The sequence below is a fragment of the Streptomyces sp. NPDC014006 genome, assembly GCF_043088925.1.
Lineage (GTDB): Bacteria > Actinomycetota > Actinomycetes > Streptomycetales > Streptomycetaceae > Streptomyces.
In genome coordinates this window covers 42696-56653 of sequence record NZ_JBICAJ010000011.1, presented here as the reverse complement: position 1 = coordinate 56653, position 13958 = coordinate 42696, and the positions used below count along the sequence as shown (strand labels likewise).

Sequence of the window (13958 nt, the reverse complement as noted above, 5' to 3'; positions counted from 1 at the left end):
TTCCGGGCAGCCCATCAGACAGGAGAGGCCGATGACCGGCACCGCGCCCGCACCGTTCGGCGCCGACGACTACCGGGCCCGGATGGAGCGCGCCGCGCGCACCGCCGCCGACGCGGGCCTCGCCGGGCTGCTCGTCGCGCCGGGGCCCGACCTCGTGTGGCTCACCGGCTACGCACCCACCGCCGTCACCGAACGCCTCACTCTGCTGGTCCTCGCCCCGGGCCGCGATCCCGTCCTCGTCGTCCCCACCCTGGAGGCCCCGGACGCCGCCCACGCGGCCGGTGCCCCCGCCCTGACCCTGCGCGACTGGACCGACGGCACCGACCCCTACGCCGCCACCGCGGGCCTCCTCGGCTCCGGCGGCCGGTTCGGCATCAGCGACAACACCTGGGCGATGCACCTGCTCGGTCTGCAACGCGCCCTGCCCGGCAGCTCCTACGCCGCTCTCACCGACGCCCTGCCGATGCTGCGCGCCGTCAAGGACGAGGCCGAACTGGAGCTCCTGGCCGCCGCGGGCGCCGCCGCCGACGCGGCCTTCGAGGAGATCCGCAAGGCCGCCTTCGCCGGCCGCCGGGAACGCGAGGTCGGCGCCGACCTCGCCGACTTGCTGCGCCGGTTCGGCCACTCCCAGGTCGACTTCACCATCGTCGGCTCCGGACCCAACGGCGCCAACCCGCACCACGAGGTCGGCGACCGCGTCATCGAACGCGGCGACACGGTCGTCCTCGACTTCGGCGGCCTGAAGGACGGCTACGGCTCCGACACCACCCGCACCGTCCACGTCGGCGAACCCACCGACGAGGAACGCCGGGTGCACGACATCGTGCGCGCCGCGCAGGAGGCGGGCTGCGCCGCCGTACGTCCCGGCGTCGCCTGCCAGGAGATCGACCGCGCCGCCCGCAAGGTCATCGAGGACGCCGGGTACGGGAAGTACTTCATCCACCGCACCGGCCACGGCATCGGCGTCACCACGCACGAACCGCCCTACATGATCGAGGGCGAGGAGCAGCCGCTCGTGCCCGGCATGTGCTTCTCCGTGGAACCCGGCATCTACCTGCCCGGCCGGTTCGGGGTCCGCATCGAGGACATCGTCACCGTCACCGAGGACGGCGGCCGGCGGCTCAACAACACCACCCGCGAGATGGTCATAGTGGACTGAAGGCGACACTGGTACCACCCTCACCCATCGAACGAGTGACGACGGCGCGACCATGACCCAGGCACCGACACCCACCGCGGACACCGTCCGCGCACTGGTCAGAACCCTGCTGAAGGAAGCGGGGAACGACCCGGCCGGCCCCGACGTCCGGCCCGTCGCCGAGGGCGGCGAGCACGGCACGTGGTGGGTCGGCACCCGCCATGTGCTGCGCCTCGCCCCCGACCGCGACGCCGCGATCCGCCGGCGCCGTGAACTGCGGCTGCGGGAACTGGTGCGCCCGCATCTGCCCGTCGCCGTGCCCACCAGCGTGTCCCACGGCGAGTGGAGCCCCGGCCTGACCTACACCCTCGACACCCTGGTGCCCGGCGGTACGGCCGAGGAGCACGACGTGTCCGCCATCGGCGAGGCCGACCTCGCCGGGTTCCTCACCGGGATGCGCGCGGTGCCCGCCCGGCAGGCCGAGACGCTCGGCGTGCCGCGCGCCGCCCCGCGCTCCTTGGAGGCGCTGCGCCGGATGGCCGTGCCCGCCGCCCGGACCCTGGCCACCGCCGAGGAGTTCGACCCGGCGCGCCTGGCGCAGCTCACCCCGCCCGGCGCTGCCCAGCTCGCCGCGCAGCCGGGCAGCGCCGTCCTCGTCCACCACAACCTCAGGGGCGAGCATCTCGTGGTCAGCGCCGACGGCCGGGTGCGCGGCATCCTGGACTGGACCGGCGCCGTCCTCGGCGACCCGGCCGAGGACATCGCCGGTCTCGCGCTCGCCGTCGGCTCCGGCGCCGCCGTGCGCGCCGCAACCCTGGCCGGGTACGGCGCCCGCCCCTGCCTGCGCGGCCTGTGGCTGGCCCGCTGCGACACCGTCATCCGCCTCGCCGAACGCCTCGAGGGCCGCGACCACGGCCCCCTGGAACTTCTCCAGACCCAGCTGAAGCGGGCCTGGGAGGCGATCCTGCTGGAACGGGTGACGGAGCTGCGGGAGGAGTAGGCGGACAGCGGCCGGCCCGAGGCCCGAGCCCCGGAGCCCGCGCAACCGCTTGCGCAAGCGTTTACGCCTGTTCCAGCACCACGCTCGACTCTCCGGGCAGGTGCAGCACCCCCCTGCCGTCCGGCCCCTCCACCGGCTCCCATGCGGCGAGGATCCGCGCCGGGCGCGTGCCCAGCGGAATCGCCGCCGCCTCCCGGCCCAGGTTCACCGCCACCCGCACGTCCCCGCGCCGGAAGGCGAGCCAGCGGGCGTCCTCGTCGTAGGCCGCCTTCGTGTCGGCGAGGTCCGGGTCGGTGAGATCCGGATGGGTGTGCCGCAGGGCGATCAGCTGCCGGTACCAGGCCAGCACGCGCGCGTGCGGCTCGCGCTCCCGCTCGGCCCAGTCCAGGCAGGAGCGGTCGCGTGTCGCCGGGTCCTGCGGGTCGGGCACGTCCTCCTCGGCCCAGCCGTGCGCCGCGAACTCGCGCCGCCTGCCGCGCCGTACCGCCTCCGCGAGCTCCGGATCGGTGTGGTCGGTGAAGAACTGCCAGGGCGTGGACGCGCCCCACTCCTCGCCCATGAACAGCATGGGCGTGAACGGCGCGGTGAGGACGAGTGTGGCGGCGCAGGCCAGCAGGCCGGGGGAGAGGGCCGCCGACAGCCGGTCGCCCTGGGCACGGTTGCCGACCTGGTCGTGGGTCTGGCTGTAGCCCAGCAGCCGGTGCGCGGCCGTGCGGGACCGGTCCAGCGGGCGCCCGTGGGAGCGGCCGCGGAAGGAGGAGTAGGTGCCGTCGTGGAAGTAGCCGCCGCCGAGCGTCTTGGCGAGGGCGGCGAACGGGGCGCGCGCGAAGTCGGCGTAGTAGCCCTGCGACTCGCCGGTCAGCGCGGTGTGCAGGGCGTGATGGAAGTCGTCGTTCCACTGTGCCCGCAGGCCGAGGCCGTGCTCCTCTCGCGGGGTGATCAGCCGCGGGTCGTTCAGATCGGACTCGGCGATCAGGAACAGCGGGCGGCCGCTCTCCCCGGCCAGCGCGTCCACGGCCTCCGTCAGCTCCTCCAGGAAGTGGTACGCGCGTGTGTCGATCAGCGCGTGCACGGCGTCCAGCCGCAGCCCGTCGAGGTGGAAGTCCCGCAGCCATGCCAGAGCGCTGCCCACCAGATAGGCGCGCACCTCGTCCGAGCCGGGCGCGTCCAGGTTCACCGCGGCGCCCCAGGGAGTGTGGTGCGTGTCGGTGAGGTAGGGGCCGAAGGCGGGGAGATGGTTGCCGGACGGCCCGAAGTGGTTGTGCACCACGTCGAGCACGACCCCGAGTCCCAGCTCGTGCGCCCGGTCGACGAACCGCTTCAGCGCTTCCGGCCCGCCGTACGGCTCGTGCACGGCCCACAGGGAGACCCCCTCGTATCCCCAGCCGTGCCGCCCCGGGAACGGGCACAGTGGCATCAACTCGACGTGTGTCACCCCCAGTTCGGCGAGGTGGTCGAGCCGTTCGGCGGCCGCGTCCAGCGTGCCCTGGGGCGTGTAGGTGCCCACGTGCAGCTCGTACAGGACCGCGCCCGGCAGCGGCCGGCCCGGCCACGGTGTGCGCCACTCGTAGCGCGCGTGGTCGACGACCGCGCTCAGCCCGTCCGGGCCGTCCGGCTGCCGCCGCGAGCGCGGATCGGGCAGCACCGGCCCGTCGCCCAGCGCGAAGCCGTACCGCGAGCCCTCGTGCGCCTCCGCCTCACCGATCCACCACCCCGCTCGTTCCGGATCACGCTCCATCGCGCGCGTGGCGCCGTCGCACATCAGCGTCACACGATCGGTCTGTGGTGCCCACACCTCGAACTGCACGGACGGTTCCCCTTCGTCTGCTCACCGTGATGTAGCCCGTCCATGGTGCGTCACACCCGGTGAATCCGCTTTCGGATCCTCCCGATTGCGGGGTGTCGCCGCCCGGCGGAGCCCAGGGGCACACGCGCGTGACGGCCGATGCCCCGTTTCCTGGACACCCTGTGTCCGCTGACCGACAATCACATGCGTGACGTCGTCCTTCGAGTTCCCCACATACCCCGCGCGGCTGTCCGACGCGGAGCGCGACCACGCGCTGAAGGCGCTGCGCGACGGCGTCGCCCTGGGCCGGCTGTCGCAGGACACCTTCGTGCGGCGCATGGAACTGGCGCTGGCCGCCCGCCACGCCGACGAACTCGCCGCGCTCACCGCCGACCTGCCCCAGGACGGCCGTGTCTCGCGCGCCCTGTTCGGCGCCGTCGAGGCCGTCTCGGGTTTCACCGTACGGCTGCGCAGGGCCTGGCAGGCCGAGCGGCTGCCCAAGCTGCTGCTGCCGCACCCCGGCGCGGGCCACCCGCTGCGCATCGGGCGCGACCCCGCCAGCGGCCTGAGGCTGAACCACGAGACCGTCTCCCGGGTCCACGCCGAGCTGCGGCGCCAGGGCGGGATATGGGTGCTGCGCGACCTCGGCTCGACCAACGGCACCACGGTCAACGGCCGGCGGGTCGTCGGCGCCGCCGTCGTGCGCGAGGGCGACCTGGTGGCCTTCGGGCAGCTGGCGTTCCGCCTCGCGGGGCAGTGAACGCGGGCTCCCGTCCCACCGCAACGGGGCCCGCAGGGCATGGTGTTGACGTACCCGCGACGCCGTGACTGACTGTGCGTACACCATGGACACCAGGTGAACCGTCGGTCCCACTCGTGGAGGTGTGCCCTGCCGCCGCTCCTCCGCTACCCGGACGTGGACGAGCTGGCCACCCGCGCCGCCGCGCCGGCCGCCCGCCGCCCCCGGGACGTCCGGCTGCGCCAGGTCGGCACCTCCCGCGCGGGCCGGCCGCTGTGGCTGCTCTCCGTCGGCCACGGCAGCCGTCAGGCCCTCGTGGTCGCCGGACCGCACGCCAACGAGCCCGTCGGCGGCGCCACCGCGCTCCGCCTCGCCGAACGCGCCCTCGCCGATCCGAGCCTCACCGAAGGCGCGGACGCCACCTGGAACCTGCTGCTCTGCCTCGACCCCGACGGGCTGCACCGTAACGAGGGCTGGCTGTCCGGCCCGTACACGCTCGGCCGCTACTTCCGGCACTTCTTCCGCCCGGGCTTCCTGGAGCAGCCCGAGTGGCTGCCGGACGGCGCGCAGGCCGCCGCGCTGCCGGAGACGCGGGCGCTGCTCGGCCTCCAGGACGAGCTGAAACCTTTCTTCCAAGCGTCCCTGCACGGCGTCGACGTCGGCGGCGGCTTCGTCGAGGTGACCCACGAGCTGCCCGGCCTCGACCTGCGGGTCGCGCGGGCCGCGGCCCGCCTCGGCGTCCCCCGCGAACTCGGCCCCTACGACACCCTGTACTGGCCGAACCTCGGCCCGGCCGTCTACCGCATCCCACTGCCCCGCCCGAGCGGCCTGGCCGCCGCGATCACCGAGGCGGCCGTGCAGTCCACCTGGTTCCACCCCTGCCGGCACGGCACCGTCACCGCGATCGTCGAGGCGCCCATGTGGGCCGTGCCCGCAGTCGAGGACGGCTCCCCGCCCGCCGACGCCGACGCGACCCTGCGCGCGGTCAGCGCCACGCTGCGGCGCGAGACGCGGCTCCTGGAGCGCCTCCTCGCCCGGATCCGGCCGCACGTCACGGGCACGGCGGACGCGGCGCGGCTGCTCGCCCCCGTCGACGACTACTCGCCGCGTTCGAGCTAGCCGGCGAACAGGCGTCCGCGCGCTCCCGTTCGGGTGAGCCGGGCTGGTGTTCCGGCCGCGCCGTGCCGATGCACCGGGAATGACGCATCTGACACGATCGGCGGTGGCCGGGCTCCTCGCAGCGACCGCCGTCCTGACCGCGACCGCCCCCGCCGTCGCCCTGCGCACGCGGCACGGCGACTGGCTCGAGATCACCGTCAGCCGCGGCGAGGACCGCGCCGGCGACGCCCGGAGCGCCCTGCTGCGCTGCGACCCGCCCCAGGGCCACCCGCGCGCGGCGGAGGCCTGCGCGCAGCTGGCCACCGTGGACGGCGACATCGGCGCCTTCCCGGCCACGAAGGGGGCCGTCTGCACCATGATCTACGCCCCGGTGACCGCCGAGGCCCACGGTCGCTGGCACGGCCGCCCGGTCGCCTACCGGCAGACCTTCGCCAACCGCTGCGAGATGCGGGCACGCACGGGAGCGGTGTTCGCGGTCGACAGGTGACCGGAGCGGGGTGCGCGGTCGGCAGGTGACCGCCGCGTGCGGGGCACGCGCGTGCCGTTCGGGCGCCACGCGCGTGTCCTCCCCTCGGCTCAGCCCGCCTGTTCGCGCGCCTGCTGGGCCGCCGTGACGACCGTGCGGGACTGGTGCTCCACCTGATCGCCGAGGGGGACCCAGCGGGCGTGGAAGCGGCGGGCGAAGTTCTCGCTCCAGTGCGCCACGAGCCGCTCCAGGCGCGGTGCCGCGGGGTCGTCGACGTCGCGCAGCACCCGCAGCAGCATCGCCGCCGCCCGCAGTGGCAGCCGCCGCGCGAACGCGTCCACGCTGCCGACGTACGCCATCGTCGTGTCGGCCGGGGAGGTGCGCACCCAGTCCTCGGCCAGGCCCGGCACCAGGGCCAGCGTCCACCGCGCCGCCCGCAGCAGCGCGCCGTCACGGCCCGCCAGCCGCGGCTGGGCCTCGGCGAGCGCCTCCTCCACCAGGAGTGCGTCGCTGCGCAGCCGGTGCGCGAGCCGGCCCAGCGCGGCGGCCGGGGCGGGGTGCGGCGCCGGATCACCGACCAGGTCGCTCGCCCACATCGGCACCTCGACGATCGCCGTCAGCCCGCCGTACCGGTGCGCGTGGTACCAGGTGCTGTGCCGGGCGTCGTCCGGCATGCTCGGGTAGGCCGCGCCCGCCCCCGGTGCGGGCATCACGTGCACGCCCGGTCCCGAGGCGGGCCAGCCGGCCGCGTCCGAGGCGCCCGCCTCCACCGGTATGTGCAGTTCCGCCGCGGACTTCGCGAACGGCTCGGCGAGCCCGGGGATGTCCTTCGTCAGCTGCACCCAGGTGCCGCCGAGGTCGGTGCCGTGCAGAGTGACCTGCAAGTAGGGGCGCACCTCGTCGATCACCGCCGTCAGCGCGCGGGTCTCGGGCGGCAGCCGGTCCGGCGGCAGCACGGACGGGGACCACTCCGGCTGCTCGTCACCGGCGGGCCGGAAGAAGCCGAGGTGGTAGTCGAACAGGCTGCGCGGCGCCGGAGTGACGTGCAGGCTCGCCCCGTCCGGGTCCGCGCACAGCAGGAAGTGCCAGGAGACACCGTCCCGCAGGGACCGCTCCTCGACGACCCGTTCGGCCAGGAAGCGCAGCGTGGCGCCGCCGGTCGGCTCGTTGGCGTGGGCGCCGGCGACGACGAGGACGGCGCGCCGAGCGTGGCCCACCGACAGCAGGTGCAGCGGCCGGCCCGCCCGGGAGACACCCACCTGGCGCAGCACGCACAGGCCGGGCCGCTCCGCGGCCAGCGCCCGCGCGGACGCCTGAAGTTCGAGAACACTGGGGTAGCGCAGCTCCGGCAGGAGACTCACCCCCGACTCGTCGTCCCGGCCTCGCCCTGGCAGTACCCCACGGACGCGTGCCCCTGTCAAGAAGCCGGGAGCGCACGTGGTAACGGCCGTGTCGGCGGCCTCACGCCATCACTACCGGACCTGCTCCAGCAGCGCCACCGGCAGCTGCCCGAACAGCTCCGCCACGCGTGCGTGGCCCTCGTACTCCCGCTCCGGATCCAGCGTGTCCACCCACCGCCCGGGCGGCAGCGCCAGCACCGTATCCCGCCAGCCGCCGGCCTGTGCCAGCCGCAGCGACAACCGGGTCACGGCCGTGATCACCTGCCCGGAGCGGGCGAACGCCACACAGTGGTCCGCCGCCGGCCCGTCCGCCGGCAGCGCCTCGTACGTCGCGGACGTGCCGAAGACCTCCGGCCGTCGCCGGCGCAGCCGCAGGGCCGCCGCGGTCACCGCACCCTTGACGCCCGGGTCCGCCGGCGGGAACGCCGCCGGCCGCCGGTTGTCGGGGTCGACCAGGGCCCGGTACTCCGCCTCGGTGCCCTGGTAGACGTCCGGCACGCCCGGCATGGTCAGCTGGACCAGGGCGATGCCCAGCACGTTCGCCCGGATGTGCCGCGCCAGCTCCGCGCGGAAGGCGGCGACCCGCTCACCCGGCGCCCCGCACGGCCCCGCCGTCACGAATGCCGCCACCGCCTCCTCGTACGGCGGCTCCTGCTCCGTCCAGCTGGTGTACAGGCCCGCCTCCCGCACGTGCTTCAGCAGCGCCTCACGCACCCGCCCCGGGTCGGCCGGGCCGAGCCCGAACACCGTCTGCCAGGCCGCCCACGCCAGCTGCCCGTCCGGTACGTCCTCCGCCACGCGCGTGACGTCGGCCAGCAGCTCCGCCCAGCGGTCCGGGCACTCGGTGAGCACCGCGAGGGCCGCGCGGACGTCGGCGCTGCGCTTGGTGTCGTGCGTGGAGACGGCCGTACCGGTGGCGGGCCAGTCGCGCTGCAGGCGCGCGCAGTAGCCGTGGAAGTCCCGCGGGGACACCGCCGGGGCGTCCGGTTCGCCGCCGACCTCGGTCGCCGACAGCAGCGGCACATAGCGGTAGAACGCCGTGTCCTCCACCGACTTGGCGCGCAGCGCGGACGCCGTCTGCGCGAACCGGGTGCGCAGTTCCACCTGGTCGGGCCCGTCGCCGTACCGCCCGAGCAGCAGGTCGCGCACGACGTCGACCGCCCCGGCCTCCTCGGGCACCAGGAACGCCTGCCGCGCCTGCGCGGCCGCCTCCTCGGTGATCACCCGTGCCGCGTCGTCCGCGGTGTACGGCCGGTACACCTCCAGCCGCACCAGCAGCTCCTGCAGCGCCGTGCGCAGCGCCCACGGGGCGCGGTCGCGCAGCGCCGGATCGGGCGAGCCGGCACACGCCCGGTACGCGACCCGGGTGAGACGGTCGACCTCGGTGGCCAGCTCGTGCGTGAGGACGCCGTACGCCGCCCGGCGGGCCGTCGCCGCCCAGTCGCCGCCCCGGTCGGTCTGCGGGGCCGCGAACCGCCGGTAGGCGGCGGTGAGATCGGCGGCGCCCGCCGGGTCGGCGAACAGCCCGTCGATGTGGCGCAGGGCGTCGTAGCCGGTGGTGCCGGCGACGGGCCAGGACGCAGGCAGGTGCTCCCCGTCGGAGAGGATCTTCTCCACGACCGTCCAGCGGCCCCCGGTGGCCTCGTGCAGCCGCCGCAGGTAGGCGCCGGGGTCGGCGAGCCCGTCCGGGTGGTCGACGCGCAGCCCGTCGAGGACGCCCTCGTCGAGCAGCTGGAGGATCTTGCCGTGGGTCGCGTCGAAGACCTCCGGGTCCTCCACGCGCACCCCGATCAGCTCGGAGATGCTGAAGAACCGCCGGTAGTTCAGCTCGGTGCGGGCCAGTCGCCACCACACCGGGCGGTACCACTGGGCGTCCAGCAGTTGCGGCAGCGGCAGGTCCTCGGTGCCCTCGCGCAGCGGGAAGAGGTGGTCGTGGTAGCGCAGCAGGTCGCCGTCGACACGCAGGTCACCGATCACGTCACCCAGGGGACCGCCCAGCACGGGCAGCAGCAGCTGCCCGCCCTGCGCCTCCCAGTCGATGTCGAACCAGCGCGCGTACGGCGACTTCGGCCCCTCCCTCAGGACCTCCCACAAGGCGCGGTTGTGGCGCGGGGCCATGGCCATGTGGTTCGGCACGATGTCCGCGATCAGGCCGAGGCCGTGCTCCCGCGCCGTGCGGGCGAGCGCGCGCAGCCCCTCCTCGCCGCCCAGCTCGTCGCGCACGCGTGCGTGGTCCACCACGTCGTAGCCGTGCGCCGAGCCGGGCACCGCCTGCAGCACGGGTGACAGATGCAGATGGGAGACGCCGAGCGAGGCCAGATACGGCACGGCTGCCGCCGCGGCGGCGAACGGGAACGCGGGCTGCAGCTGCAGCCGGTAGGTGGCCGTCGGCAGGGAGGGGGCGTTTCGCTCGGGTGTCATGGAAACGTACGTACCCGCCCCGCCGCCTTTCGTGTCACCGGCTCCTCCAACTGCACGGCCCGCGCCCGCCCCGCGACCCCGGCACGATCGGGGAGACGCCTCCTAGGTCGGCCGCCTCAGGACCGTCATGCTGCGGTCGACCAGCCGCAGCTTGTCGCCGGCCTGCACCTTCGGGCCCGTGTCCGGCGGGACGCCCTCCGGCAGCGCGGTGTCGACGACGACCTGCCACTGCCGGCCGTGGTCGACCGGCACCACGAAGTCCAGCGGCTTGGGCGAGGCGTTGAACAGCAGCAGGAACGAGTCGTCCGTGATGCGCTCGCCGCGCGGCCCCGGCTCCGAGATCGCGTTGCCGTTGAGGAACACCGCGAGCGCCGACGCCGGCGAGGACTCCCAGTCACGCTGGGTCATCTCCCGGCCCTCGGGGGTGAACCAGGCGATGTCGGAGAGATCGTCGTGGGTTCCCTCCACGGCACGCCCGTGGAAGAAGCGCCGCCGCCGGAAGACCGGGTGGTCGCGGCGCAGCCACACCATCGCGCGCGTGAAGTCGAGCATGGGGTGCCCGCCGTCCTCGGGCCAGTGCACCCACGACAGGTCGCTGTCCTGGCAGTACGCGTTGTTGTTGCCCTTCTGGGTGCGCGCGAACTCGTCCCCGTGGCTGATCATGGGCACGCCCTGGGACAGCATCAGCGTGGCGATGAAGTTGCGCATCTGCCGCGCGCGCAGCCGCAGCACGTCCGCATCGTCGGTCTCGCCCTCGACCCCGCAGTTCCAGGACCGGTTGTGGCTCTCTCCGTCCCGGTTGTCCTCCCCGTTGGCCTGGTTGTGCTTGTCGTTGTACGACACCATGTCGTGCAGGGTGAAGCCGTCGTGGCAGGTCACGAAGTTGATCGAGGCCAGCGGCCGGCGCCCGTCGTCCTGGTAGAGGTCGGATGACCCGGTCAGCCGGGAGGCGAACTCCGCCAGGGTGCGCGGCTCACCCCGCCACAGGTCCCGCACGGTGTCGCGGTACTTGCCGTTCCACTCGGTCCACAAGGGCGGGAAGTTCCCCACCTGGTAGCCGCCCTCGCCCACGTCCCACGGCTCGGCGATCAGCTTCACCTGGGAGACCACCGGGTCCTGCTGGACCAGGTCGAAGAACGACGACAGCCGGTCCACCTCGTGGAACTGGCGGGCCAGCGTCGCCGCGAGATCGAAGCGGAACCCGTCGACGTGCATGTCCGTCACCCAGTACCGCAGCGAGTCCATGATCAGCTGCAGTACGTGCGGGGACCGCATGAGCAGCGAGTTCCCGGTGCCGGTGGTGTCCATGTAGTAGCGGGGGTCGTCCGCGAGCCGGTAGTACTGCGGGTTGTCGAGACCCTTGAAGGACAGCGTCGGGCCCAGGTGGTTGCCCTCGGCGGTGTGGTTGTAGACGACATCGAGGATCACCTCGATCCCGGCCTCGTGGAGCGCGCGCACCGCGGACTTGAACTCCAGCACCTGCTGCCCGCGGTCGCCCCAGGAGGCGTAGGCGTTGTGCGGCGCGAAGAAACCGATCGTGTTGTAGCCCCAGTAATTGTTCAGACCCATGTCGACCAGCCGGTGGTCGTTGACGAACTGGTGCACCGGCATCAGCTCCAGCGCGGTCACGCCCAGCTCCACCAGGTGATCGATGATCACGGGGTGGGCGAGCGCGGCGTAGGTGCCGCGCAGCTCCTCCGGCAGCCCGGGGTGCCGCATGGTCAGCCCCTTGACGTGGGCCTCATAGATCACCGTGTGGTGGTATTCGGTGCGCGGACTGCGGTCGTCGCCCCAGTCGAAGTACGGGTTGACCACCACCGACGTCATCGTGTGGGGCGCCGAGTCCAGGTCGTTGCGCTTGTCGGGGGCGTCGAAGTGGTAGCCGTACACCTCCTCGCCCCAGTTGATCGAGCCGCTGATCGCACGTGCGTACGGGTCCAGGAGCAGCTTCGCGGAGTTGCACCGCAGTCCGCGTTCGGGCGCGTACGGGCCGTGCACCCGGTAGCCGTAGCGCTGTCCGGGCATCACGCCCGGCACGTACGCGTGCCGCACGAAGGCGTCGCTCTCGCGCAGCTCGATCGCCGTCTCTGAGCCGTCGTCGTGCAGCAGACACAGCTCTACTCGGTCCGCGGCCTCCGTGAAGACCGCGAAATTCGTTCCGGCGCCGTCATAGGTGGCGCCGAGGGGATACGCCTCGCCAGGCCAGACCTGCATGGATACGACTCTTTCAGGTGTACGGCGTCTGAGGGAGCGCCTTGCCAGCGAGTCTCCCCCAAAGTGCGGGAACCACCTGTGACGTACCTCCCTTTTTGCCGGGTAAGTGGAGCGAAACGTCGATCTTGCGCCAAATGGTGCACGAGTGGGTGATGGGGCCGTTGAGGGACAAGGTAGTGGTGGGGCCGGTGAGGGCAGGGGAACGTCCGTGCGCATGTGACCGGGTGTCGGTGCGCGCTATGAATCCGCTCACTCCGTGCACCCGGCTGTCCGGAACGGCCCCGGGAATCGGCGCAGTTGAGAAGAGACCCGGCTCATCGGGCTGCATGGCCGGGCGCTCGCGGAGTACCCTTCCTTGATCGTTGAGAGCGGGGAGTGCTCGGGGGAGCGGAAGGCGGTGCGCGGGTGGGCTCGGGAGAGCTGGAGCTACCCCCTGGTGACGAGGGTCGTGAGGGGAACTCCGCAGAGGTCCCGCCCGGAGCGGTGTCGCTGGCCAGGCCCATGCAGAGTGGCGCCATCGGACCGGAGCTGGACTGGGACGCCGACGCCTGGCGCGAGGTGCGCATCCGAGCCCAGCGGGCCGGCCGGGCCTACATCTGGCTGAACCTCGTCGAGCAGCGGCTGCGCGCCGTCGTGGCCGCCGTGCTGCGGCCCGTCTACGAGCCCGTCCACGGCGACGACTGGGTGGTCGCCGCCGCCGGCCCCGCCGGACAGGAGTGGGTGCAGCGCGCGGCAGCCGTCCGCGAGGTCAGCCGCCGCAAGGGCTATCTGCTGGACCCGGCCGACGACAACGTCATCAGCTTCCTGACGCTGCCGCAGCTGCGTGAGCTGATGGTGCAGCACTGGCCGTGCTTCGAGCCCTACTTCGACGACCGCCGCGACGTCGAGCTGGCCCTGGACGAGCTGGAGGTGACCCGCAACGTCGTCTCCCGCAACCGTGCCCTGTCCGAGGCGGTCCTCGGGCAGGCCGAGCGGGCCTCCGCGCGGCTGCTGGAGATGCTCGGCACCAGCGGCGACGTGCCCTCCGCGCGCCGGCTGCCCGTCGACGCCGTCGAGGACCTCGTCGGCGACCGGTACGCGGACGTCGTCGCCGTCCACTCCGACCGGGTGCGGCTGATGCGCCAGTTCCCGGCCGAGGACATCTTCGGCCAGGCCCGCCGGCTCGACGCCATCGGCATCGGTCTCAACCTGCTCGTGCAGAACTTCTCCGGCCGCCGCCTGGTCCGCCTCGCCGAGGCCGGCGCCCGTATCCGGCTGCTCTTCCTGAACCCGGCCTCCAGCGCCGTGAAGCGGCGCGAGCGGGAACTGGGCATGAAGCGCGGCGAGCTGAGCCGCGCGGTCGAGATGAACATCCTGCACATGCGCCGGGTCCGCGCCCGGCTGCGCGACCCCGGCGCGTTCGAGATCCAGGTGTACGACGACACCCCGCGCTTCACCGCCTACCTCGTCGACGGCGACGGCGCGGACGGCATCGCCGTCGTGCAGTCCTATCTGCGGCGGGCGCGGGGCATGGAGGCACCGGTGCTGGTGCTGCGCGGCGGCAACCGGGTGGTGAAGTCGGAGGGCGTCGAGGACGGCGGGCTCTTCTCCACGTACCGGGAGGAGTTCGAGATGGCTTGGGCGGATTCGCGTCCCGTGTCCTGAAGTGTCCCTCGGTCGGGGCCGGGTGAAGCGG

Annotated in this window: 9 protein-coding genes and 1 pseudogene; 6 read left to right on the top strand and 4 right to left on the bottom strand. The window is 73.5% G+C overall.

The features are described from left to right. Positions 1-31 precede the first annotated feature (31 nt). Entirely contained in the window at positions 32-1159 is a 1128-nt protein-coding gene (locus tag ACF1GV_RS31595; protein WP_391687462.1) for an aminopeptidase P family protein, read from the top strand. Between the two features lie 52 nt (positions 1160-1211). Beyond that, positions 1212-2138 carry a phosphotransferase family protein gene (locus ACF1GV_RS31590; RefSeq protein WP_391687459.1) on the top strand — a complete coding sequence of 309 codons (927 nt, stop codon included), beginning with the start codon at positions 1212-1214 and terminating at the stop codon, positions 2136-2138. 61 nt (positions 2139-2199) lie between these two features. Here the strand turns inward: ACF1GV_RS31590 and treZ are convergent, their stop codons facing one another. Next, positions 2200-3945 carry a malto-oligosyltrehalose trehalohydrolase gene (gene treZ, locus ACF1GV_RS31585; protein ID WP_391687457.1) on the bottom strand — a complete coding sequence of 582 codons (1746 nt, stop codon included), beginning with the start codon at positions 3943-3945 and terminating at the stop codon, positions 2200-2202. A gap of 187 nt (positions 3946-4132) precedes the next feature. Here treZ and ACF1GV_RS31580 point away from each other — a divergent pair, with 187 nt between their 5' ends. From ACF1GV_RS31580 to ACF1GV_RS31570, 3 genes and pseudogenes are all read left to right on the top strand, one after another. After that, positions 4133-4684 carry a DUF1707 and FHA domain-containing protein gene (locus ACF1GV_RS31580; protein ID WP_363262178.1) on the top strand — a complete coding sequence of 184 codons (552 nt, stop codon included), beginning with the start codon at positions 4133-4135 and terminating at the stop codon, positions 4682-4684. Between the two features lie 156 nt (positions 4685-4840). Beyond that, positions 4841-5764, top strand: a pseudogene (locus ACF1GV_RS31575) (M14 family zinc carboxypeptidase); the annotation flags it as partial. A gap of 97 nt (positions 5765-5861) precedes the next feature. Then, positions 5862-6269 carry an SSI family serine proteinase inhibitor gene (locus tag ACF1GV_RS31570; protein ID WP_391687454.1) on the top strand — a complete coding sequence of 136 codons (408 nt, stop codon included), beginning with the start codon at positions 5862-5864 and terminating at the stop codon, positions 6267-6269. A gap of 89 nt (positions 6270-6358) precedes the next feature. On the opposite strand, the gene ACF1GV_RS31565 is transcribed toward ACF1GV_RS31570, so the two are convergent. The 3 genes from ACF1GV_RS31565 to glgX form a co-directional block, all read right to left on the bottom strand. Next, positions 6359-7609: a M14 family zinc carboxypeptidase gene (locus tag ACF1GV_RS31565; protein ID WP_391687451.1), complete on the bottom strand. Its 1251-nt coding sequence runs from the start codon at positions 7607-7609 to the stop codon at positions 6359-6361. A 111-nt stretch (positions 7610-7720) separates the two neighbouring features. Then, positions 7721-10069 (bottom strand): malto-oligosyltrehalose synthase, encoded by a 2349-nt coding sequence (treY, locus tag ACF1GV_RS31560; RefSeq protein ID WP_391687448.1) that lies wholly within the window; start codon positions 10067-10069, stop codon positions 7721-7723. 102 nt (positions 10070-10171) lie between these two features. After that, positions 10172-12283, bottom strand: coding sequence for a glycogen debranching protein GlgX (gene glgX, locus ACF1GV_RS31555; protein ID WP_391687445.1), 2112 nt, complete (start codon positions 12281-12283; stop codon positions 10172-10174). Positions 12284-12688: 405 nt separating this feature from the next. Between glgX and ACF1GV_RS31550 the strand changes: the two genes are divergently transcribed. After that, positions 12689-13927 (top strand): SAV2148 family HEPN domain-containing protein, encoded by a 1239-nt coding sequence (locus ACF1GV_RS31550; protein ID WP_391687442.1) that lies wholly within the window; start codon positions 12689-12691, stop codon positions 13925-13927. Positions 13928-13958: the final 31 nt, after the last annotated feature.

Coding starts and splice junctions, on each gene's coding strand:
- ACF1GV_RS31595 (WP_391687462.1), top strand. CDS start 32: ATGACCGGCACCGCGCCCGCACCGTTCGGCGCCGACGACTACCGGGCC.
- ACF1GV_RS31590 (WP_391687459.1), top strand. CDS start 1,212: ATGACCCAGGCACCGACACCCACCGCGGACACCGTCCGCGCACTGGTC.
- ACF1GV_RS31570 (WP_391687454.1), top strand. CDS start 5,862: ATGACGCATCTGACACGATCGGCGGTGGCCGGGCTCCTCGCAGCGACC.
- treY (WP_391687448.1), bottom strand. CDS start 10,069: ATGACACCCGAGCGAAACGCCCCCTCCCTGCCGACGGCCACCTACCGG.
- glgX (WP_391687445.1), bottom strand. CDS start 12,283: ATGCAGGTCTGGCCTGGCGAGGCGTATCCCCTCGGCGCCACCTATGAC.